22 protein-coding genes are annotated in these 19,961 nt (G+C 64.0%); 5 read left to right on the forward strand and 17 right to left on the reverse strand.

Going from position 1 to position 19,961, the window contains the following annotated elements; genetic code table 11:
• Positions 1-2 precede the first annotated feature (2 nt).
• The 3 genes from miaB to recA all read right to left on the reverse strand — a co-directional run bounded on the left by miaB (position 3) and on the right by recA (position 3,578).
• Complete coding sequence (miaB, locus tag RCH11_RS03860; protein ID WP_327055811.1) at positions 3-1,514, reverse strand: tRNA (N6-isopentenyl adenosine(37)-C2)-methylthiotransferase MiaB; 1,512 nt, start codon at positions 1,512-1,514, stop codon at positions 3-5.
• 132 nt (positions 1,515-1,646) lie between these two features.
• On the reverse strand, positions 1,647-2,381 hold the full coding sequence (locus RCH11_RS03865; protein ID WP_327055666.1) for a regulatory protein RecX: 735 nt from the start codon (positions 2,379-2,381) through the stop codon (positions 1,647-1,649).
• A 3-nt stretch (positions 2,382-2,384) separates the two neighbouring features.
• Positions 2,385-3,578, reverse strand: a complete 1,194-nt coding sequence (gene recA, locus RCH11_RS03870) for a recombinase RecA (RefSeq protein ID WP_327055667.1) — start codon at positions 3,576-3,578, stop codon at positions 2,385-2,387.
• Positions 3,579-3,901: 323 nt separating this feature from the next.
• On the opposite strand from recA, the gene RCH11_RS03875 reads away from it, so the two are divergent.
• The gene (locus RCH11_RS03875) at positions 3,902-4,627 is read left to right on the forward strand and encodes a phosphatase PAP2 family protein (protein WP_327055668.1); all 726 of its coding nucleotides are present in this window, start codon (positions 3,902-3,904) and stop codon (positions 4,625-4,627) included.
• Here the strand turns inward: RCH11_RS03875 and RCH11_RS03880 are convergent.
• From RCH11_RS03880 to RCH11_RS03930, 11 genes are all read right to left on the reverse strand, one after another.
• On the reverse strand, positions 4,588-4,818 hold the full coding sequence (locus RCH11_RS03880) for a DUF3046 domain-containing protein (RefSeq protein WP_327055669.1): 231 nt from the start codon (positions 4,816-4,818) through the stop codon (positions 4,588-4,590). The two genes, RCH11_RS03875 and RCH11_RS03880, sit on opposite strands and share 40 nt — an antisense overlap.
• 108 nt (positions 4,819-4,926) lie before the next feature.
• A complete protein-coding gene (locus RCH11_RS03885; protein ID WP_327055670.1) occupies positions 4,927-5,235 on the reverse strand; it encodes a helix-turn-helix domain-containing protein in 309 nt (102 codons plus the stop codon).
• 202 nt (positions 5,236-5,437) lie between these two features.
• Complete coding sequence (locus RCH11_RS03890) at positions 5,438-5,941, reverse strand: CinA family protein (protein ID WP_327055671.1); 504 nt, start codon at positions 5,939-5,941, stop codon at positions 5,438-5,440.
• Between the two features lie 21 nt (positions 5,942-5,962).
• Positions 5,963-6,562, reverse strand: coding sequence for a CDP-diacylglycerol--glycerol-3-phosphate 3-phosphatidyltransferase (gene pgsA / locus RCH11_RS03895; protein WP_327055812.1), 600 nt, complete (start codon positions 6,560-6,562; stop codon positions 5,963-5,965).
• 77 nt (positions 6,563-6,639) lie between these two features.
• Positions 6,640-9,354 carry an FtsK/SpoIIIE family DNA translocase gene (locus RCH11_RS03900; RefSeq protein ID WP_327055672.1) on the reverse strand — a complete coding sequence of 905 codons (2,715 nt, stop codon included), beginning with the start codon at positions 9,352-9,354 and terminating at the stop codon, positions 6,640-6,642.
• Positions 9,355-9,442: 88 nt separating this feature from the next.
• Positions 9,443-10,669 (reverse strand): ABC transporter permease, encoded by a 1,227-nt coding sequence (locus RCH11_RS03905; protein WP_327055673.1) that lies wholly within the window; start codon positions 10,667-10,669, stop codon positions 9,443-9,445.
• On the reverse strand, positions 10,666-11,391 hold the full coding sequence (locus RCH11_RS03910; RefSeq protein ID WP_327055674.1) for an ABC transporter ATP-binding protein: 726 nt from the start codon (positions 11,389-11,391) through the stop codon (positions 10,666-10,668). The genes RCH11_RS03905 and RCH11_RS03910 overlap by 4 nt, the downstream gene beginning before the upstream one ends.
• Entirely contained in the window at positions 11,388-12,311 is a 924-nt protein-coding gene (locus tag RCH11_RS03915; protein WP_327055675.1) for a hypothetical protein, read from the reverse strand. Before RCH11_RS03915 ends, RCH11_RS03910 begins: the two co-directional genes overlap by 4 nt.
• Before the next feature lie 176 nt (positions 12,312-12,487).
• Complete coding sequence (locus RCH11_RS03920; RefSeq protein ID WP_327055676.1) at positions 12,488-14,164, reverse strand: ribonuclease J; 1,677 nt, start codon at positions 14,162-14,164, stop codon at positions 12,488-12,490.
• Positions 14,165-14,216: 52 nt separating this feature from the next.
• On the reverse strand, positions 14,217-15,194 hold the full coding sequence (dapA, locus tag RCH11_RS03925) for a 4-hydroxy-tetrahydrodipicolinate synthase (protein ID WP_327055677.1): 978 nt from the start codon (positions 15,192-15,194) through the stop codon (positions 14,217-14,219).
• Positions 15,195-15,197: 3 nt separating this feature from the next.
• Positions 15,198-15,647 (reverse strand): type IV toxin-antitoxin system AbiEi family antitoxin domain-containing protein, encoded by a 450-nt coding sequence (locus RCH11_RS03930; protein ID WP_327055678.1) that lies wholly within the window; start codon positions 15,645-15,647, stop codon positions 15,198-15,200.
• Between the two features lie 301 nt (positions 15,648-15,948).
• Between RCH11_RS03930 and RCH11_RS03935 the strand changes: the two genes are divergently transcribed.
• The 3 genes from RCH11_RS03935 to RCH11_RS03945 are packed head-to-tail and all read left to right on the forward strand — an operon-like array spanning position 15,949 to position 17,590.
• Complete coding sequence (locus RCH11_RS03935; protein ID WP_327055679.1) at positions 15,949-16,176, forward strand: hypothetical protein; 228 nt, start codon at positions 15,949-15,951, stop codon at positions 16,174-16,176.
• A gap of 38 nt (positions 16,177-16,214) precedes the next feature.
• Positions 16,215-16,640: an OsmC family peroxiredoxin gene (locus RCH11_RS03940; RefSeq protein WP_327055680.1), complete on the forward strand. Its 426-nt coding sequence runs from the start codon at positions 16,215-16,217 to the stop codon at positions 16,638-16,640.
• The gene (locus RCH11_RS03945) at positions 16,640-17,590 is read left to right on the forward strand and encodes a TIGR01777 family oxidoreductase (RefSeq protein ID WP_327055681.1); all 951 of its coding nucleotides are present in this window, start codon (positions 16,640-16,642) and stop codon (positions 17,588-17,590) included. The genes RCH11_RS03940 and RCH11_RS03945 overlap by 1 nt, the downstream gene beginning before the upstream one ends.
• A gap of 15 nt (positions 17,591-17,605) precedes the next feature.
• Here RCH11_RS03945 and RCH11_RS03950 read toward each other — a convergent pair whose 3' ends face one another.
• Together RCH11_RS03950 and dapB are read right to left on the reverse strand one after the other, a co-directional pair.
• Positions 17,606-18,049: a hypothetical protein gene (locus tag RCH11_RS03950; RefSeq protein ID WP_327055682.1), complete on the reverse strand. Its 444-nt coding sequence runs from the start codon at positions 18,047-18,049 to the stop codon at positions 17,606-17,608.
• Positions 18,046-18,825 (reverse strand): 4-hydroxy-tetrahydrodipicolinate reductase, encoded by a 780-nt coding sequence (gene dapB / locus RCH11_RS03955; protein ID WP_327055683.1) that lies wholly within the window; start codon positions 18,823-18,825, stop codon positions 18,046-18,048. The genes RCH11_RS03950 and dapB overlap by 4 nt, the downstream gene beginning before the upstream one ends.
• A gap of 39 nt (positions 18,826-18,864) precedes the next feature.
• Between dapB and RCH11_RS03960 the strand changes: the two genes are divergently transcribed.
• On the forward strand, positions 18,865-19,341 hold the full coding sequence (locus RCH11_RS03960; protein ID WP_327055684.1) for a GNAT family N-acetyltransferase: 477 nt from the start codon (positions 18,865-18,867) through the stop codon (positions 19,339-19,341).
• On the opposite strand, the gene RCH11_RS03965 is transcribed toward RCH11_RS03960, so the two are convergent.
• Positions 19,338-19,940 (reverse strand): histidine phosphatase family protein, encoded by a 603-nt coding sequence (locus RCH11_RS03965; protein WP_327055813.1) that lies wholly within the window; start codon positions 19,938-19,940, stop codon positions 19,338-19,340. The two genes, RCH11_RS03960 and RCH11_RS03965, sit on opposite strands and share 4 nt — an antisense overlap.
• Between the last annotated feature and the right edge of the window lie 21 nt (positions 19,941-19,961).

Below are 19,961 nucleotides of genomic sequence, written 5' to 3' on the forward strand. Positions count from 1 at the left end.
CGCTAGCGCTGCCCGTCGTCCAGGTCGTAGATCGGCGCGGTGGCAATTCGCAGGGTGGGCAGTCCGAGCGATACGCGCGACGGAGCGGATGCGGCTCCCGCCGGCGATGGAACCGCGCACGAGTCAGCCTCTGCACGATCCCAGGCGTCCCCGGCAGTCGTGCGTCGGATCACCAGGGGCGCACCATCGGCGGAGTCGGCGAGCAGGTAGAACGGCTTCGCGTCCGAAATGCGCACGGAGACGACATCCCCCGGCCGTGGCAACTCGCTGTGCGGCGGCACCTCGAAGTGCACGAGTCGGCTGTCTTCGGCGCGACCGGAGAGTCGGTGAGTGTCAGCATCCTTTGACCCTTCGGCTCCGACCAAAACCTCGACGCTCGTGCCGATGAGTTTCTGGTTCTCTTCCCAGGAGATGCGATCCTGTAGGGCGACCAGGCGTTCGTAACGCTCCTGCACCACCGCCTTCGGCACCTGCGCGTCCATGGTGGCCGCGGGGGTTCCGGGGCGGATCGAATACTGGAAGGTGAAAGCGGTCGCGAAACGCGCGAGCTCGACCACGCGCAGGGTCTCCTCGAAGTCCTCTTCGGTCTCACCGGGGAACCCGACGATGATGTCAGTGGAAATCGCCGCGTTCGGGATCCGCGCGCGCACACGGTCGAGGATGCCGAGGAACTTCTCGGACCGATAGCTGCGGCGCATCGCCTTGAGGATGCGATCCGATCCGGACTGAAGGGGCATGTGCAGCTGGGACATCACGGAGCTGGTCTCGGCCATCGCATCGATCACGTCATCGGTGAATGCGGCCGGGTGCGGACTGGTGAAGCGGATGCGCTCGAGACCGCGGATCTCGCCGGCCGCGCGCAGCAGCTTGCCGAACGCGTGACCGTCGCCGAACTCGACGCCGTAGGAATTTACGTTTTGGCCAAGAAGCGTGACCTCGATCGCACCATCATCCACGATCGCCTGGATCTCGGAGAGAATGTCGCCGGGTCGCCGGTCCTTCTCCTTGCCCCGGAGGGCGGGCACGATGCAGAAGGTACAGGTGTTGTTGCAGCCGACCGAGATGGAGACCCATCCGCTGTAGGTGGATTCACGCCTGGTCGGAAGTGTCGAGGGAAAGACGTCGAGGGACTCGAGAATCTCGAGCTGGGCTTCACCGTTGTGACGGGCTCGTTCGAGAAGGGTGGGCAGTGAGCCCATGTTGTGGGTGCCGAAGACCACGTCGACCCAGGGCGCCTTCTCGAGAATGACGTTCTTGTCTTTCTGCGCGAGGCACCCCCCGACCGCAATCTGCATACCCGCATGCTTCTGTTTCACCGACGCCAGGTAGCCGAGATTGCCGTAAAGCTTGTTATCGGCGTTTTCACGAACCGCGCAGGTGTTGATCACGACGACGTCGGCATTGCCGCTCTTCGCGAGCACATATCCCGCCGCTTCGAGCGACCCGCTCAGTCGCTCAGAGTCATGCACGTTCATCTGGCAGCCGAAGGTGCGCACCTCGTAGGTGCGCGGCATGGCGCTCAGCGGCAGGGACGATGACGCAGCAGAGGACGCATCAGATGACGCAGCAGGAGGGGCAGTCAGAGTCATGATTGCTCCAGCTTAACCGAGGCGGTCAGCAGTGTCCGCAGGTGCACCCTGAACGACTTAGCGAAACCGCACACCGCTCGAACGCGGGGACAGTGCCTCATCAATCGCCGCGCGCACAACTGACGATGAGTAGCCCTTGCGCGACAGGAACCCGTGTAAGCGGCGCTTAGCCGTCTCAAGGTCGTAGGAGCTGAGCTGTCCCGCGCGCTTCACCGCGAGTTCTGTTGCCCTGGTCTGTTCGTCGTCGTCATCGACCTGCTCGAGCGCCGCGTCGATGTGCTCCTGGTCGATGTGGCGACGACGCAGCTCTGCGGTGATAGCGCCTCGTCCGAGGCCCTTGCGATCGTGCTGGGTGCGCACGAACGTCTCCGCGAGAGCAGCGTCGTCGAGGAGACCGACCCCTTCGAGCCTGTCGAGCTCCGCTTCCACGACCTCCCCGTCCAATTCGCGAGAGAGCAGGGTCTTCTCGAGCTCCCAGCGCGACATCCCTCGCCGGGTGAGGGCGTGCATGCTCACGTTCTCGGCGCGAACCTCGCGGCGCCTGTTGCCCTTCTCAGCTGGTGCATCGCCCGAGTCTGCATCGCCCGAGTCTGCATCACTCGATTCCGCGTCTCTCGATTCCGCGTCTCTCGGTTCCGCGTCTCTCGACTCGCCGAAAAAGGAGACGAAATCGGGTGCTGCCGGCGGTTCGGCAGCGATGGCCTCAACAGGATTGCTCTCCGGTGACGGCGGTGGCGTGACGCCGGGCAGATAGCTGATCCGCGCCAGCTTCGGACCGTCACCGGAGACCATGGCCTACGCTCCGATCGCGGTGCGGCTGTCGAGCTCCGCAAAACTCGCGTTAGCCGCAGCCTTGGCTTCGGCTGCGGTAGCACGCGAATTCTTCGCAGGAGTGGAGGCCGAGGTCAGTGTGCCCGCGGCCTTAGCCGCCACCAGCTCCGCGTTGGCATCCGCTTTGGCCCGAGAGGCAGCGGCCGCAGCGGCCTTCGCGTCGACAATAATGCCGAGCTTGTCCTTGATCTTCTGCTCGATCTCGTTGGCGGTGGCTGCGTGCTCGATCAGGTACTTACGCGAGTTCTCCTTGCCCTGCCCGAGTTGGTCGCCGTCGTAGGTGTACCAGGCTCCCGACTTGCGCACGATCTCGTGCTCGACACCGAAGTCGATCAGGCTTCCCTCACGGGAAATGCCGGTGCCGTAGAGGATGTCGAACTCCGCCTGCTTGAACGGTGGAGCCATCTTGTTCTTGACGACCTTCACCCGGGTGCGGTTACCGACAGCGTCCGTGCCCTCCTTGAGGGTTTCAATGCGGCGGATGTCGAGTCGAACGGAGGCGTAGAACTTGAGCGCTTTGCCTCCCGCAGTGGTCTCGGGTGAGCCGAAGAACACACCGATCTTCTCGCGAAGCTGGTTGATGAAGATCATGGTGGTGTTGGTCTGACTGAGCCCACCGGTGAGCTTGCGAAGGGCCTGCGACATGAGTCGGGCCTGGAGGCCGACGTGCGAATCGCCCATCTCTCCTTCGATCTCGGCACGGGGCACAAGTGCCGCCACGGAGTCGATTACGACCAGGTCGATCGATCCGGAGCGGATGAGCATGTCGGCAATCTCGAGCGCCTGCTCCCCCGTGTCGGGCTGGGAGACGAGAAGGGCATCGATATCGACACCGAGCGCCTTGGCGTACTCGGGATCGAGGGCATGCTCCGCATCGATGAAGGCGGCGATTCCACCGGCCTTCTGGGCGTTGGCGATGGCGTGGAGAGTGAGCGTGGTCTTACCGGAGGACTCCGGACCGTAAATCTCCACGATGCGTCCCCGCGGCAGCCCACCGATGCCGAGAGCGACATCCAGGGCGATCGAACCGGTAGGGATCACCGCGACGGGAGCGCGTTCGTCGCTGCCGAGGCGCATCACGGACCCTTTGCCGAACTGGCGATCGATCTGGGCGAGGGCGGTTTCCAGGGACTTTTCGCGATCTGCAACTGATGGCATTGTGATGCTCCTTCTAGCGTCGAGGTGATGCGCCTATAGGCTGCCGCTTCGTCGAAAGCACCGATCCTGCAAGGTGCTCGCAACCTGCGACAAGGCTGTTAGTCGTGGCTTCGTCCAACGGTTCGAACAGTACGTGACGCCGGGGACATTGCTGTTCCTGACGGGGCGTAGGGTGCACAACTCGCTGTCGTCGACCACTGTGAAGGAGACTACGCCACACCGAAGACATGTTCGAATGTTGCCTACCGGCGTGTCGCGGGGATTCGAAGCAGCTCTGGTCAGCTGCCGTAATAATCCCACCCAGGTGGGTGAGAATTGTACCCGTGTCTTCAGCAATCCGTAAAACATCATCTCCGCGTGAAACCCGAATCGACCGCGCCTGGGCGAGCGGGCGATCACGCTGGATCGCGCTGGTCGCCGCCGCGGTGGCTCTCGCCCTGTGCATCATCGGCGGCGCGGCGATTAACGCAACACTTGCCGGCAAGCCGACGGCCGTCGATGACCTTCTCTTTCGGGCTATCTCAGGGTTCCGTGCCCCCTGGCTGGATGGCCCATCACTCGTGCTCAATCAGGCCGGCGGGGGCATCATCGCCCTGTTCATCATGCCCGTCATCGCCGCCGTCGTGATGTTGCTGACTCGCGGGGTCTTAGCCGCTCTCGTGGTGCTGCCACTCCGACCGCTGACACAATGGGCGGTGGAATCGCTTAAGGCTGCCTTCGAGCGGCCGCGACCGCCGCACCGGGAGATCGCTGTCGCCCTCTCCTCCTATCCCTCTGGCCACTCCGCGGTAGCCGCCTCGCTCATCGTGGTGCTTGCCCTGTTGATCCGTCGCCGCTGGTTCACCCTCATCGGGCTGATCTACGTGATCGCCATGGGCTACAGCCGCCTCTACCTCAATGTGCACTGGTTCACAGACATCCTCGCCGGCACCGCACTCGGGATCGCGATCGGGCTGGTGGTCTGGGCAGTGGCCGGAGGAATCCGCTCGCTTGTGCTGAGACCTCGGAGCTATCCCCGTGCCTTCGGCTCACGCTGGCCAACGCCGTGACGGCGGCCCTCCGGCACATCCGTCGCCCGACAGAGAGCAAGCCAGGTGTCGCGGATGTCCAGGCCTTTCGCCAGCGCCTGCTCCGCGGTGAGATCGCCCAGGTCGCCCAGCACCAGATCGTGCACGAGCGTGCGACCGAGAGCCGGACCGAACTCTTCGGTGACGGCGGTCCAAAACTGGCTGAGACGCATCCGCTCAGCGTATCCGGGTCTCGATGACCGAACGCAAGAATGCCCGGCTCTCGCGAGCCGGGCATTCAATGATGCGATCCGGGCACACCGCCGACGGATCGATAAGAGTTAGCGCGTGACGAGATCCGCGTCGAAGTCCGCAACGAGATCGTCGGGGACAGTATCGGGGATGATGTTTATTCCCTCGATTACGGCAAGGCGGTCTCCCACCTCGCGCATGATGACTGAGATCGGTGTCCCGAGTGCATCCGCGACCGAAGCAAGGATCTCGGAGCTGGCCTCTTTTTGGCCACGCTCCACCTCGCTGAGGTAGCCGAGAGCAACGCTTGCCTTGCTCGCGACCTGTCGAAGGGTACGGCCCTTCTGCAGGCGGAAGTCCCGGAGCACGTCACCGATTTCTTGACGAACTAGAACCATTGGACCCTCCTCCTTGAATACGACTGAGCCGCAAAAGCGACTATACGACCCACAACCACGGACAGTGCTGGGTAATTCCTACCCGGCGGATCAGTACCACTAAACCACCGACATCTAAAATTCTAGCCAGCGACTTCTGTATGGCGCTTGTGAATCACTGTGATGCAACGAGATCGAAACGAGAAAGATTCCCCGTGACCTGTCACCGGGATTCGAGGGCGTTCCTCAACCGTGTAAGTGATTCGGAGACAGTCTTCTCCCGGATTGCCGCGCGGTCTCCCCCCAGTTCGAGTTTCAGCGAACTCACATCCTCGCCGATCGCAAATCCGAGATACACCGTTCCAGCGGGATGTCCACCCTGTGATCCCGGACCGGCCACCCCGGTCGTCGACAGGCCAACATCGGCTGGCACCCCCTCCACCGCAAGAGCGGTCCTCACCCGATCGGCCATCTGGCGAGCAACCTCCGGATGCACCGGCCCATGTTCTGCGAGCAGGCTGGCATCCACCCCCAGCACGCTGTGCTTGAGCGCAGTGTTGTAGGCGACGACTCCGCCGAGGACGGTGGCGGACGCCCCGGGGACTCGGATGAGCTCGGCCACGAGCAGTCCCCCGGTGAGCGACTCGGCCACCGCGATCGTGAACCCGTGCTCGATGAGCCTCGCGATGACCTCAGTGACGACATCCGCCGCGCCATCCGTAGTCATTCCAGCACGGGCATCATGTGATCAGGACACCGCGACGCGGTTCTGCTGTCGATACTTCACGACGAAGTCGATACCCGAGACGACCGTGAGCACGAGGGCAACGGCCATCACGACTGCACCAAGCCAATGTTCCCACTCGCCGACCAGTGTCCAGAATGGGAACAGAAGCAACGAGATGGCTACCGCCTGCATCACCGTCTTGAGCTTGCCGCTGGCCACGGCCGGAATCACCCGCGTACGGATCACCGCAAACCGGAAGATGGTGATGCCGAACTCGCGGATCAGGATCACGATCGTGACCCACCACCAAAGTTCGCCGAGGATCGAGAGGGCAACGAGCGCCCCGCCGATCAACACCTTGTCGGCAATCGGGTCGAGGATCTTGCCGAAATCGGTGACGAGATTCTGCCGACGGGCGAGGATGCCATCCACGGTATCCGTCACAATCGCGAGCAGGAAAAGACCTGCGGCGATGTAGCGCAAATAACCGAGTTTGCCGTCGTCCTCGAGGAGGAGCCAGATGAACACCGGGGCCATGAGAATACGCACCACGGTGATGATGTTGGCGACATTGCCCGTGCTGGCCGGGGTGTCCCCGGCACGAGCGACTCGCCCGCGCATCGGGTTGGCTCGCTTGGCTGGCACTACCGGATCGGAGGGGTTGACGGGGTTTTGAGGTTCTGGCGATGCCATGACTCTCACTCCCTGCCGGTCAGATTCCAGGCGTCTTCGTCTGCGTTCACGTGAGTCTCATCGTATCCGCTCGTCGAGTCACCAACAGGATCGGCCGAATAGCGATCGTCCATCGCTGACGCGGCTGGCCCGTCTTCCCCGCGTAGTTGTGCGAGAATTCCCGCCAACTGCTCGGGGGCGACGAGCACGTCCCTGGCCTTCGATCCCTCCGACGGCCCTACGATTTCCCTCGATTCGAGCAGGTCCATCAACCGACCCGCCTTGGCGAATCCGACCCGGAGCTTGCGCTGCAACATGGAGGTCGAACCGAACTGGGTGCTCACAACAAGCTCCGCGGCGGCCAGCAGTACATCGAGGTCATCCCCGATATCGCCATCGATCTGCTTCTTCTCCGCCGATACGGCAACGTCATTGCGATAGTCCGGGCGGGCCTGGCGGGTAACGTGCTGCACGACCGCGTTGACCTCGCTCTCGGTCACCCACGCTCCCTGAACACGGATGGCTTTCGATGCGCCCATTGGCAGGAAGAGGGCATCACCCTGGCCGATCAGCTTGTCGGCGCCCGGTTGGTCGAGGATCACGCGGGAGTCCGTCATGCTCGACACCGCGAATGCGAGGCGCGAGGGAACATTGGCCTTGATGAGCCCCGTGACGACGTCGACGGACGGCCGCTGGGTGGCGAGCACGAGATGGATACCGGATGCCCGCGCGAGCTGGGTGATGCGCACAATCGAGTCCTCGACATCACGCGGCGCCACCATCATCAGGTCAGCCAGCTCATCGACGACAACCAGGAGATACGGGTACGGCTTGAGCGAACGCTCGCTGCCGACGGGCAGCACGATCTCGTCGGCTACCACGGCGGCGTTGAAGTCGTCGATGTGCCGGAAGCCGAAGCTCGCGAGATCGTCGTATCGCATGTCCATCTCCTTCACGACCCAGGCGAGCGCTTCCGCGGCCTTCTTGGGGTTCGTGATGATGGGCGTGATGAGATGCGGGATTCCGGCGTAGGGCGCGAGCTCGACCCGCTTGGGGTCAATGAGCACCATGCGCACCTGTGCGGGTGTCGCCCGCATGAGCAACGAGGTGATCATCGAGTTCACGAAGCTCGACTTGCCGGAGCCGGTGGATCCCGCGACGAGCAGATGGGGCATTTTGGCGAGGTTGGCCACGACGAAGCCACCCTCGACGTCCTTGCCGAGACCGATCGTCATGGGGTGAACGCTCGAGGTGCTCGCCTTGGAGCGGAGCACATCGCCGAGCGACACGATCTCACGGTCAGCGTTGGGAATCTCCACGCCAATCGCACTCTTGCCCGGAATCGGCGAAAGAATTCGCACCTCGTTGCTTGCAACGGCGTACGAGAGATTCTTATTGAGAGCAGTGACGCGCTCCACCTTGACGCCGGGGCCCAACTCGATCTCATAGCGCGTGACCGTCGGGCCGCGGCTGAAGCCGGTGACTCGGGCATCCACCTGGAACTGCGTGAGCACCTCCGTGATGGAGGCCACGATGACATCGTTCGCCGCAGAGCGGGACTTCGGTGGCGTTCCCGGAACAAGACTGGATGCCGCGGGCAGCCGGTACGGAGCGGCTGGCCGGGTCGGTTTGGGCGTGGCGAACTCGCCGAGGTCGCCCTTCGCCGATGCGGTCGCGGCGAACCCGGGAAGGAGGTCTGCGACGAGTGGACCGTCATCGCGGATGCCGGTGACCGGAGCCACTTCGCCGGTGAAGCGTTTGACCGCGGCCTCCGCCTCGGCCAACCCGTCGAGCAGCTCGGTGCCGAACTCCTCGTCGCGACGCGTGCGGTCGATGACCTCGGTGGCACCCTGGTCCTTCGCGAGAACGGGACTGTCGAACGCCGGGTCGTCATCGCGCTTGCGATTACGGCGCCACCAGGGCAGAGACCCGGAGTCCTCCCCTTCGAGGTCGAGGTCGCCGAGAGAGCCGAACTGCCCACTGTCCGAAGTGAAGCCCTTTTGAAGCACCGCTGTGGGAGTGGTCTCGGCGATCTGGGCACCGAACAGGTAGCTGTAGAGATCGCGGAGACGAGCGCCGGTGCGATTCGGCGGTGTCTTTGTGATGATGAAAAGAGAGAGCAGCAGTAGCAGGGATACCAGTGGTATTGCGAGCCAGGCGGTCGCCAGCGCCAGCAGCGGACCGGCGAGCACCCAGCCGACGACCCCTCCAGCACGCGCGAGCGGTTCGACACCGTTCGACGGTTGAGGTGTACCGCCAAAGATATGGCAGAGTGCGCTCACCGAGGTGAGAAGCACGGCAAGGCCGATGCCGATGCGTCCGTTGTCGTGAACCGAAGACGGATGCCGGAACAGCCATACGGCGAACAGCAGCATGATCACCGGAAGCGCGAAGGCGACGCGACCGAACAAGCCCCCGAAGGTATAGGAGTCCAAGGCGATGGCGATCGGATCGGCTGGGTTGAACCATTCGACAACCGCGCCAACCACCGCGAGCAGGAACACGAAGAACGGCACGCCGTCGCGGCGCTCCTCCTTAGCGAGGGTTTCCCGGCCGAGCACCCGAGCCGCTCCGCCCACCGCGTGGGCGAGCCCGAGCCAGGCAGAAGAGAGGAGCCCGGGCTTGTCAATAGGCACGGTCTTCATCACAGGCAGCTTGCGCGTGGTTCCCTTGCCCGTTGGGCGATTAGTGGCACGCTGGGTCGAGCGCGCGCGCGGGGTCGACCTGGTGCTCGTAGCCATGCATCAACGCTAACCGCGGGAACGGCGAAAGCCCGGCCTCGACACGCTCGCTGGCGCTGGCTGCTCCACAGAGAGTCCGGTCAATAGGTCAATAGCGGATGGCGTCGATCACCTTGAATCGCACGGCAGCAATCGCGGGAAGCAGCCCAGCGAGGGCCCCGACGAGAGTGGCCGCTGCGAGCCCGAACAGTGCGGCCCCTATCGGGAACGATGGAAGATCGGTGATCCCGTGGGAGAGCTTCTCCTGCACCCACGGGTTCTCCACGACAGCGACCGCGACTCCGACGCCGACCACTCCGGCTGCCGCAGTGGCCACCACGCTCTCCATCATCACAGCGAAGAACACCCGGCCGGCCGTCGCACCGAAACTCCGGCGGATACCGATCTCACGAATTCGCTGCCGCACGGTAACGAGAGAGATGTTCACGAGGCCGAGCGCCCCGAGGAACAGCACGAGGGCGGCCACTGCCCCGACGGCAATCCTTACCGGGCCGATCGGATCGGCTCCGAAGGCGGCATAGTCCTGACGGTTGACCTGGACATCCACCCCGGAGGGTACCGATGCGGCGAGCTCCGCAGTGAGTCGAGCGGTTACCCGCTTGGCCAGCGGGGGCGGAACCCAGGCTTCGAACTGGGATTGCCCCGCATAAGTCGTGGGCTCCGCGGCAACGCGGAAGGCATCCGTCAGCATCATCATGTCGGGCATGTCGCCGTCTCGCACCGCGCGTACCCCCACAATCACCGCCGTGATCGGATGCGCACCGAGAATGCGAACGGTGGGATGGGTGCGAAGGTCTGGGGAGCCCATCAGCGCCCAGAACGGGCGATTCACCACCAGGGCTGGGGCCAGTCGATTGATATCTTTCTCGGTAAACCAGCTGCCCTCCTTGATCTTCACACGATGCATGACTCCATAGTCCACGTCGATGGCCGTCGTATTGACAAGGGCCGCTCCCGCGACGAACTGCACCGAGAGCTGGCCGCTCAGAATGCTCGTGTGATATCGGATCTTGTAGCGATCAATCGCCGAATTCAGCGTCGTCCTCAACGAGGCTGCGTCGAAGGAGGCACCGTTCTGCGTGTAGGCCGACACCCCGATAGTTGCCGGACGCCCCCCGTTGCGTTCGTTCGACTCCTGCACCGACTGCTCAACGATGGCGCCAAGGCCGACGACCGAGGTGATCGCAGCGACGGCAACCGCGACCCCGATGAGGCTGAGGAGAACCCGCGTGCGATGGATCCGCACCTCCGCCCAGGCCTCAGAGAATGATCCGACCAGTGCTGCGAGCGGGGACTGTCGCTTCGTCGGGCTCATAGCCCGCCCCCCTGCGTAGAGGACGAAAGGATTTGGGAGACGTCGATCTGCGCGAGCACGCCCCGATCGAGCCGATAGTGCCGCCGGGCGAGGGCCGCGACATTCACGTCGTGGGTGATCGTGATGAGGGCGGCACCAGAGACTTCCGCGACCTCGTCGAGAATAGCCATGATGCTGGCCCCGGTCTCGATATCGAGAGCACCGGTCGGCTCGTCCGCGAGAATCAGCCGCGGGCGCCGGATCAGCGCTCGCGCGATCGCGACCCGCTGCTGCTCCCCACCGGAGAGTTTCTCGGGCATCGAGCCAAGGCGACCACCGAGACCGACTTTCTCGAGCATTTCGGCCGCGAGCTGGCGTCGACGCCAGAACTGCCGGCCGCTCGCAAAGAGCAGGGGTGTCATCACGTTCTCGAGTGCCGTGCGCCCGCCAAGCAGGTTGAACTGCTGGAAGATGAAGCCGATATCTGCTCCGCGAGCGCGGTCGCGGGCGTTTCCTGACAGCGTGCTCGTGAGACGGTCGTCGAACCAAATACTTCCCGACGTCGGAGCATCCAGAAGTCCGAGCAGGTTGAGCAGTGTTGATTTGCCGGAGCCGCTGCGTCCGACGATGGACACGTGGTCGCCGACCTCCACATCAAGGGTCACCCCTTTGAGGATCTCGAGCGTCTCATCATCCGGAAGCTGCACCGAACGCGTCACTTCGTCGAGCCGAAGCAGGCTCACCCGCCCGCTCCCCGGCACTGCGGCGAACCGGCGAAGCGAGGGTCGGCGCAGTCTGGTTTCGCCGTGGCGCCGGGAACGAACTGCAGGATCTGGGCGCCCTTGGCGATCCCCCCGGTGATCTCGACGTTGGTACCGTCGGTCAATCCGATGGTGACCGGATGCTTCTCGCTCGAGCCATCCGCTTTCTGGGTATAGACCATGCCGGTCTGCGCGCTGCCCTCGACGGCGGTGATCGGCACCATGAGCACGTCTTTCGCAACCCCTCCCGAGATGGTGAGCTTCGCGGCGAGACCGCTGAAGACCGTGACTGCGGCGGGAACCGCACACCGGATGGTGGTGCCGCCCGATGGCGACGCACCCGCCCCGGCAGCTGCGGGCGAGGTGGTGTCGGCCGCTGCCCCGGCGAGTGCCGACGAGATCGTGAGACCGGTGCAGGTGAATGGTGCGGGACCACCCGTGATCGCCACTGTGGCCTCGGTCGGTCGATTGAGAAGACGGTACTGCTGCTCGGGAGACAGTGACCCGCTCACGCTGAATGTGGGTGGTGCCACCTGGCCGATCACTTCTCCGACGGCGACCACCTGCGCAACGATCACCGGAAACGAGGAGAGGATACCGACCGCCCCAGCAGTGACTGTCACGGTCTTGATGACCGCGGTGCCGTCTGCCGCGGGCACTTCGGATCGGATCGTGAGCATCGGGGTCGCCGCGACCACGGCCTGTCCTGACGTGACGAGAACCTTCTTGACCTCACCGGCCAGCGTCGCCTTCACCGGTGCTGCGGCATCCGCCGACACCGTTGCCGGGAGGGTGACGTCGTTGGTGATCGTACCGGTTTCGACGGTGGCGAGCGGCTCTTCGATCTGCGCGGTCGGCACCGTTGGGTCAGTCGCGGTGATCGCCCCGGAGAAGAACGCCATCTTGACGAGGGCCGTAGCGATTGCGAGGAAGATGATGATCCGAAAGATCGGGAAGATTCATTTGCGCGCAATTCCCACAGCAACCCCCGTGTTTGACCGACCGTTCCACCCTCACCCTAGTGGGGCTGGCGTGAGTAAAGATCAATCGTGAGGATGACGTCCTGGTGCACTCGCACCTAGGCCTCGATGACCACCGGCACGATCATTGGCCGGCGACGATGCGACGAGTTCACCCAGCGACCCACCGTGCGGCGGATCACCTGGCTGAACGCGTGGGTGTCGCGCGTGCCGTTCGCCGCCGCGTCAGACAGCGCCTTGATGATGAGCGGCTTGACGGCGTCGAAGACCGCCTCGTCCTCGGCGAACCCGCGGGCCTGGATCTCCGGCCCGACGATCACACGACCGGTCTGGGCGTCGATTGCCACGAAGATCGAGACGAAACCCTCCTCGGCGAGGATGCGGCGGTCCTTGAGGTCGGCATCCGTGATCTCTCCGACGGAGGAACCGTCCACGTAGACGAACCCGAGGTCGAGCTGCCCGACCACAGTGGCTTCCCCGTCCTTGAGGTCGATGACGATGCCATCTTCGCCAATGATCGTGTTCGCCTCAGGGATACCGGTGGCGATCGCCAACTGCTGGTTCGACACCAGGTGGCGATACTCGCCATGCACCGGCAGCACGTTCTTCGGCTTCAAGATGTTGTAGACGTAGAGCAGCTCGCCGGCGGAGGCGTGTCCGGAGACGTGGACCTTGGCGTTGCCCTTGTGCACGACGTTGGCGCCGAGCTTGGTGAGCCCGTTGATCACGCGATAGACGGCGTTCTCGTTGCCGGGAATGAGCGACGAGGCGAGGATGATCGTGTCGCCCTTGCCCACCTCGATCTGGTGCTCGAGGTTGGCCATGCGCGCGAGCACCGCCATCGGCTCACCCTGCGAGCCGGTCGACATGTAGACGATCTTGTTGTCGGGGAGGTCGGCGGCCTTTTTGGCGTCGATGAGTACGCCGGCTGGCACCTTGAGATACCCGAGATCGGCGGCGATGGTCATGTTGCGCACCATCGAGCGCCCCATGAACGCTACGCGACGCCCGTTGGCATGCGCGGCGTCCAGCACCTGCTGCACCCGGTGAACGTGGCTTGAAAAGCTCGCCACGATTACCCGGCGCGGCGCTTTCGAGATGACGGCCTCGAGCACGGGGCCGATGTCACGCTCCGGTGCGGTGAAACCCGGCACATCCGCGTTGGTGGAATCGGGCAGGAAAAGGTCGACACCGATCTCTCCGAGGCGGGCGAATGCACGAAGGTCGGTGATGCGATCGTCGAGGGGAAGCTGGTCCATCTTGAAGTCGCCCGTGTGAAGCACGACTCCAGCAACAGTCTTAATCGCCACGGCCAGGGCATCCGGAATCGAGTGGTTCACCGCGATGAACTCAAGGTCAAACGGGCCGATCTTCTCGGACTGGCCCTCGGCGACGGTAAGCGTGTACGGGGTGATGCGGTGTTCTTTGAGCTTTGCCTCGATCAAGGCCAGCGTGAGGGTCGACCCGATCAGCGGGATGTCCTGGCGGAGCTTGAGTAGGTACGGCACAGCCCCGATGTGGTCCTCGTGACCGTGAGTGAGCACGATGCCGAGCACGTCGTCGAGACGGTCCCGGATGGGGCTGAAATCGGGCAGGATCAGGTCGACTCCCGGCTGGTTCTCTTCCGGAAACAGAACGCCGCAGTCGACGATGAGGATCTTGCCGTCGATCTCGTACGAGGTCATGTTGCGGCCGATCTCGCCGAGTCCTCCGATCGGGATGACGCGGAGCGTTGCATCCGCGAGGGGACGGGGTTCGTACACCGGTGAGTTCATGGAATCCAAATTTTTCGTTAATCTTCGGGGTCTTTCACCCCCTTCTTAGCTGTTAGCGCGTGGTCCCGGCGACCTTAGGCAGCGCGCCGCCCGCGGCCGCATTGCGGTCCGGCCGGAAGTTTGTGAGGTCTACGCCGGGAATCTCCCCCACGAGGGATATCTCTTCTTCGATCTGGGCAGCCTCGAAATCCTCGGGTCCGACGAGCGGCAGACGCACACGCGGGCTGTCGATTCGGCCGAGGCCATGCAGGATGTACTTTGCGGCAACAGTGCCAGGCACGTGCGTCATCACCGCGCGCACGAGCGGCTCGAGCTGCCGGTGAGCCGCGGTGGCGGTGGAGAGATCGCCGGCGTTGACAGCATCTACGATCACCCGGTACGGGGCCGCGGCGATGTTCGCCGTCACGCCGATAAGGCCGGTTGCACCGATCGCCAGGTGGGGAAGAATGTTGGCGTCGTCGCCGGAGAAGTAGAGAAGATCGGTCTGGTTGAGCACGCGGCTGACCTCGCTGAAGTCCCCCTTCGCATCCTTGATCGCCTTGATGTTCGGGTGCTTTGCCGCCCGCAGGATTGTCTCGTAGCGGATTGGGATGCCCGTGCGCCCGGGGATGTCGTACAGGATCACCGGCAGGTCCGTCGCATCCGCGATCATTCGGAAGTGCGTGAGCACGCCAGCCTGGGTCGGCTTGTTGTAATACGGGGTCACGATCATGACCGCGTCGGCGCCGGCCTTCTCGCTGTGCTTATAGAGCTCGATCGCGTGTGCAGTCTCGTTCGATCCTCCACCGGTAATGATCTTTGCCCGGCCGGCGGCCACGGACTTGCCGACCTCGACGAGCCTGAGCTTCTCCGGGTCCGTGAGGGTGGATGTCTCCCCCGTCGTGCCCGTGACGACGATGCCGTCGGCCCCCGCGTTGATCACGTCGTCGATGTGCTTCTCCACGCCCGCCCAGTCGACCTCGCCCTCGGCGGTGAAAGGGGTCACCAGGGCGACGAGCACCTGGCCGAAGGGATTGTGAGACGTGGACACGGGTTAAAGGGTATCGCGCCCGCGGGTGCAGCTGTGGGCCTGCGCGATCGCCTCGCCGAGGGAGACGGCCTGTCGATCACCGGTCGGTGCATGTCGGCTCTGGTGAAGAACTACTCGCCTCGATCCCGCACTGTCTGCGAGAGTGCGGGGGCCCTGCGGAGATCTCAGCCGTGAGGCCGAGCGCGGGACGCGAACGTGGAGCACGCTCGGCTCGGGTTCACACCAGCCGTGATGCGCAAGGGCGCTCATGCAGGCAAGAACCCCGCCGACGCGCCGGGCTTGAATCACCGCCTCGTCGACGTCGGTGCTGGCGTACCACCCCTTGCGAATCCGCACGATGCGCCCGAACTCCGCAAGAACGAGCAGGTGCTGTGGGTAATAACCGAGCGCGATGAGTTCACCCGTGGTGGCGATGCCGCCCAGCTCTCTGATTCGTTGTTCCGCAGTGCTCACCTCTCAAGCCTCTCGAATCGGGGCGCGCTTGACGGTGAAAGGCTCCTTTCTGTGGACGCGATCGCCGCGGTGGAGGTTGTGAAGGAGGCACCGCACACCGTCCACTCTCGCCCGCTGCTTGGCTGTTGGCCGACACATGTGTCCCGGGCGACTCACGATCGTCAGGACGCAGTCCTGCAGAACGGAAATCTGCCGCCGGCACGGGAAATTCCCTGGATTCACGAAGGCGCCAGCACAGGAATTTCCCTGGATTCACGAAGGCACTGGCACAGGAATTTCCCTGGATTCACAAAGGCGCCAGGTGCGGGAATCGATTTTTCCTGCCAAGCGCAGGTTGGGCCGTGTTCTGCAGGACTGTGACCTGATTAACGTGAACGTTCGGGCGGAGCACCTTTTCTTCGGCTATTCGGTTCTGCAGGACATCCTTCTGCAGGACATCCTTCTGCAGGACATCCTTCTGCAGGTAGGGCCGCCTGTAATCGCGCATCGAACAGGCAATGGTCGCGAACGTGTCGGCGAGCCGGACTGATCCGAGTGAAGGCCGACGCCAGCGCGTAGTGTGGATCCATGGCAGTCACCAGCGAAGCGACGACCCTCTGGAACGGCGACTTGAGGAGCGGTGCGGGCACCACGAAACTGGATTCCTCCGCCGCAGGAGAGTTCCCCGTGAGCTGGGCCGCCCGCGCAGAGGGGGTGGCGGCGAAGACCAATCCCGAGGAGTTGCTCGGAGCCGCTCATTCCGCCTGCTACTCAATGGCGATCGCCAATGCCCTCGCCGAGTTCGGCGCGCCCCCGCAGAGCGTACAAGTCACCGCAGCGGTCACCTTCGACCCGGCCGAAGGCATTACCGGCAGTCACTTGCTGGTCAGCGCAAAGGTCGCCGGAATCAGCGAGCAGGACTTCGAGCGGATCGCGGTCGAAGTCATGAAGACTTGCCCGGTTTCTCGCGCGTTGGCGGGCATCCCGATCACGCTCGAAGCTAACCTCGCATAGTGCCAACCGCAGATCGAACTTCCGCCGCCCGCAAACCCCGCGCAACACGCCCCGTCGTCCGCAAGCCAATGCGGATCCTTGTCTCCGGTGCAAGCGGATTCATCGGACGTGAACTCACCCGCCAGCTCGAGGCAGACGGTCACGAGGTGCTCTCGCTGGTGCGTCGCCAGCCGAAGTCACCAAATGAGATCAACTGGGCACCGAGTGCCCACATGCTCGATTCGAGCGTGATGGACGGCGTCGATGCCGTGATCAACCTGTCCGGTGCGTCAATCGGCCGACTGCCCTGGACGCGAAACTACAAGAAACAAATCCTCGACTCTCGGGTGCAGGCCACGCGCACCCTGGTCGAAGCGATGGCGCGTGCAACTACTCCACCACGGGTATTTCTCAGCGGCTCGGCTGTGGGAATCTACGGCGACCGGCCCGGCGAGCGCCTCACAGAGGACTCGAAACGTGGTTCTGGATTCCTCGGTGACGTCGTAGAGGCGTGGGAGCAGGCCGCGCAGTTGCGTCCCGCGAAAACCCGACTCGTGACGTTGCGCACCGGCGTGGTGATCGGAAAAGGAGGATCCCTGCTGCCCGTGATGGCGCTCACCCGCTTCGGCCTTGGCACGCGACTCGGCACCGGCGGCGATATCTGGCCCTGGATTAGCCTGTACGACGAGGCAGCTGCCATCCGACATCTTCTCACTTCCACGCTCTCCGGACCCGTGAACCTGGTTGGGCCGACGCCCGCGACCTCCGACCGCATCACAAGGCACGTGGCACGCCGGATACATCGGTGGTACCCGTTCGTCGCGCCGTCCTGGGTGATCGGTGTCGCCCTTCAGGACGCCGGTCCCGCGCTGCTAATGAGCAGCCAACAGATCGTGCCGACCAAGCTGCTCGCCGATGGGTTCACTTTTCGAGACAGCACGGTTGAACAGGCGATCGACGCCTTCCTCTAAATTGACGAAAGCAGGTCAGCGAGTGGCACGCTCGAGAGCGATCGCCCGCCGCAACGAGCGGCGGGCCCTCGGCCGGTCTCCGCTCGCATCGTAGGAGAGGCCGAGACGAAACCACGCCTTCCAGCTGCCGGGGTCCGCTTCGACTTCGGCCTTGTACCGTGGGAACTCCGCGTCTGCAGCCGCCCGCTCCGGTCGACCGCTTGTGCGCTTGGGGAGCGAGTCGACGGGCAGTTCGCCCGCAACATCCAATCGACGCACCAGGCGTTGGGTGCGAAGGCCGAAGAGTATCTCGGCCACAAGCGCCCAGGCTCCGAGCAGCGGGAGCACCAGCAACGCGATTCCGAGCGCCTTCGAGATTCCGGTGTCGACGGTGATCAGGCGGATGGCGAGCTGCAGAACCAGCACCAGGTAGAGCACCAGGAGTGCAGACATCAGCACGGCCGCGACGCGGCCTTTCATTCGAGGTCGCTCGGGATGCCCGTCGGAGCCTCCGGATCGGACGGTCCAAGGTGGATCAGGCGATCGAGGCCCACGACAACACCTCGGGTTGAGCCGAGCGCCCGCAGCGCGAGCATGATGCCTGACTCGTAGGCGCTCGGGTGGAGCGTCTCATGGCTCAGGGTGAGTGTTTCACCGGTGCCCCCAAAGATCACATCCTGTTTTGCGACAATTCCCTGCATGCGCAACGAGTGGATCGGCACGCTCGACACCTGTTGGCCCCGCGCTCGCTGGTCGGCGTGCGGCGCGATCACCGGCCCCAGCGCGGCGCGCGCGTTGCCGATCAGCTCTGCCGTGCGCACCGCGGTTCCGGACGGCGAATCAACTTTCGTGGCCTGGTGAGCCTCGATTATTTCAATGGAGTCGTAGAAACGCGCCGCCATTGCCGCGAACGAGGTGGCGAGTACCGAGCCGATTGAGAAGTTTGGAATGATGATGACGGCAGCACCGGTACCCTCGGCGGCCAGTCGATTCTCGAGCGATGCAATCCGCGTCGCCGACCATCCGCTCGTGCCCACGAGCACGCTCTTGCCGTGGCCGACCGCGAAATCGACGATGCCCTGGCTCACAGCCGGCACAGTGACATCCACCACCAGCTCAGCGGCAAGCATGTCGTCCAGCGCGCTGGAGGAGTCGAGTTTGGCCACAATACTGAAGTCGTGGGATTCGCCGATGAGACGGGAAACGAGCTGCCCCATACGCCCGGTCGCGCCGACGATCGCCACGGTTACTGTCATCGACCAAATCTACCAAGCCCGCTCCCTTAAGATGATCGGATGGAGCGGTGGAGGGAATCCCGAGTCGACGAGCCGGTCGCCACAGAACTTCTCGGCGAATATTTCGACGGTCGCGCCGCAGGATTTCCCGTCCAACAGGGGACCTACCGCACCGCCTCTCCTCAACCGGAGGATTTCCTCCCTCCGCGAGGTGTCTTCCTCATCGCGGCGGGCGACGATGGCCGGGATCTCGGATGCGGCGGAGTCAGGCTTCTGGTTTCTGGGAGCCCCGACGGCCCGCGGTTCGAGCTGAAGCATCTCTACCTGCGTCCCGCCGCGCGTGGTCGCGGTCTCGGTCGGGCTCTGCTCGCCGAACTGGAATCGCGTGCCCGGGACTTCGGTGCGCTCGAACTGGTCCTCGACACAAATGCCAGCCTCGAGGCTGCCGGGGGGCTGTATCGATCAAGTGGGTACAGCGACATCCCGCCCTACAACGACAACCCCAACGCCACGAACTGGTATCGCAAGGTGCTCTAGAAGGGCTGCCCGTCCGGCAAACCCGTGCGCAACTCTGCCGGCAGGTGACCGAGGTCGTTGTGGGTGATCAACACGGGGGGCTTAGCGGAACGAACGCGGATGATCGTGAGTCCGCAGTTCGCCTGGTTGAGCCCCATCCAACGCCAGGAAGGCGCGTCGAACACCTCGCGCACGAACCAGGCGATGACGAAGTTGTGAGTGATGAGCAGGTCATGGCGGTCCTCCCGGGCGGGCGTGAGCCACTCGCTCACGGCATCCGCCATCTGAGCCTTGCCCGCCTCAATCTGATCGCGAGTGACCGAGCCGAAGAACGGCTCGAAGGCATGCGGCATGTCGGGGGTCGGGCCGGACGGGATGCAGTCGAAGAGCAGCGCCGATGGCTTCGAATCGAGGCTCGGCATGCTCGCCGTCATGATGTTGGCGGTCTCTTCCGCGCGCTGAAGTGGCGAATGCCACGCGCCGGTAAAAGGAACTCCGCTCAGCCGCTCAGCCACGAGCTTTGCCTGACGCGTGCCCCGACCGGAAAGCGGTCCATCGGGCATGCCGTGCTCGGCATCCTGCTGCTCGCCATGGCGCACGAGATAGATGAAGTGGGACATCATTGTTCCTCTGGAAAGTCG

Source organism: Glaciihabitans sp. GrIS 2.15 (genome assembly GCF_035984695.1).
In the GTDB taxonomy this organism is placed as follows: Bacteria; Actinomycetota; Actinomycetes; order Actinomycetales; family Microbacteriaceae; genus Lacisediminihabitans.

What these genes read in the sequence shown, in the direction of transcription:
- miaB (WP_327055811.1), bottom strand. Translation starts at nt 1,514, where the DNA reads ATGCCGCGCACCTACGAGGTGCGCACCTTCGGCTGCCAGATGAACGTG.
- RCH11_RS03865 (WP_327055666.1), bottom strand. Translation starts at nt 2,381, where the DNA reads ATGGTCTCCGGTGACGGTCCGAAGCTGGCGCGGATCAGCTATCTGCCC.
- recA (WP_327055667.1), bottom strand. Translation starts at nt 3,578, where the DNA reads ATGCCATCAGTTGCAGATCGCGAAAAGTCCCTGGAAACCGCCCTCGCC.
- RCH11_RS03880 (WP_327055669.1), bottom strand. Translation starts at nt 4,818, where the DNA reads ATGCGTCTCAGCCAGTTTTGGACCGCCGTCACCGAAGAGTTCGGTCCG.
- RCH11_RS03885 (WP_327055670.1), bottom strand. Translation starts at nt 5,235, where the DNA reads ATGGTTCTAGTTCGTCAAGAAATCGGTGACGTGCTCCGGGACTTCCGC.
- RCH11_RS03890 (WP_327055671.1), bottom strand. Translation starts at nt 5,941, where the DNA reads ATGACTACGGATGGCGCGGCGGATGTCGTCACTGAGGTCATCGCGAGG.
- pgsA (WP_327055812.1), bottom strand. Translation starts at nt 6,562, where the DNA reads ATGCGCGGGCGAGTCGCTCGTGCCGGGGACACCCCGGCCAGCACGGGC.
- RCH11_RS03900 (WP_327055672.1), bottom strand. Translation starts at nt 9,354, where the DNA reads ATGGCTACGAGCACCAGGTCGACCCCGCGCGCGCGCTCGACCCAGCGT.
- RCH11_RS03905 (WP_327055673.1), bottom strand. Translation starts at nt 10,669, where the DNA reads ATGAGCCCGACGAAGCGACAGTCCCCGCTCGCAGCACTGGTCGGATCA.
- RCH11_RS03915 (WP_327055675.1), bottom strand. Translation starts at nt 12,311, where the DNA reads ATGGCGTTCTTCTCCGGGGCGATCACCGCGACTGACCCAACGGTGCCG.
- RCH11_RS03920 (WP_327055676.1), bottom strand. Translation starts at nt 14,164, where the DNA reads ATGAACTCACCGGTGTACGAACCCCGTCCCCTCGCGGATGCAACGCTC.
- RCH11_RS03940 (WP_327055680.1), top strand. Translation starts at nt 16,215, where the DNA reads ATGGCAGTCACCAGCGAAGCGACGACCCTCTGGAACGGCGACTTGAGG.
- RCH11_RS03950 (WP_327055682.1), bottom strand. Translation starts at nt 18,049, where the DNA reads ATGAAAGGCCGCGTCGCGGCCGTGCTGATGTCTGCACTCCTGGTGCTC.
- dapB (WP_327055683.1), bottom strand. Translation starts at nt 18,825, where the DNA reads ATGACAGTAACCGTGGCGATCGTCGGCGCGACCGGGCGTATGGGGCAG.
- RCH11_RS03960 (WP_327055684.1), top strand. Translation starts at nt 18,865, where the DNA reads ATGGAGCGGTGGAGGGAATCCCGAGTCGACGAGCCGGTCGCCACAGAA.
- RCH11_RS03965 (WP_327055813.1), bottom strand. Translation starts at nt 19,940, where the DNA reads ATGTCCCACTTCATCTATCTCGTGCGCCATGGCGAGCAGCAGGATGCC.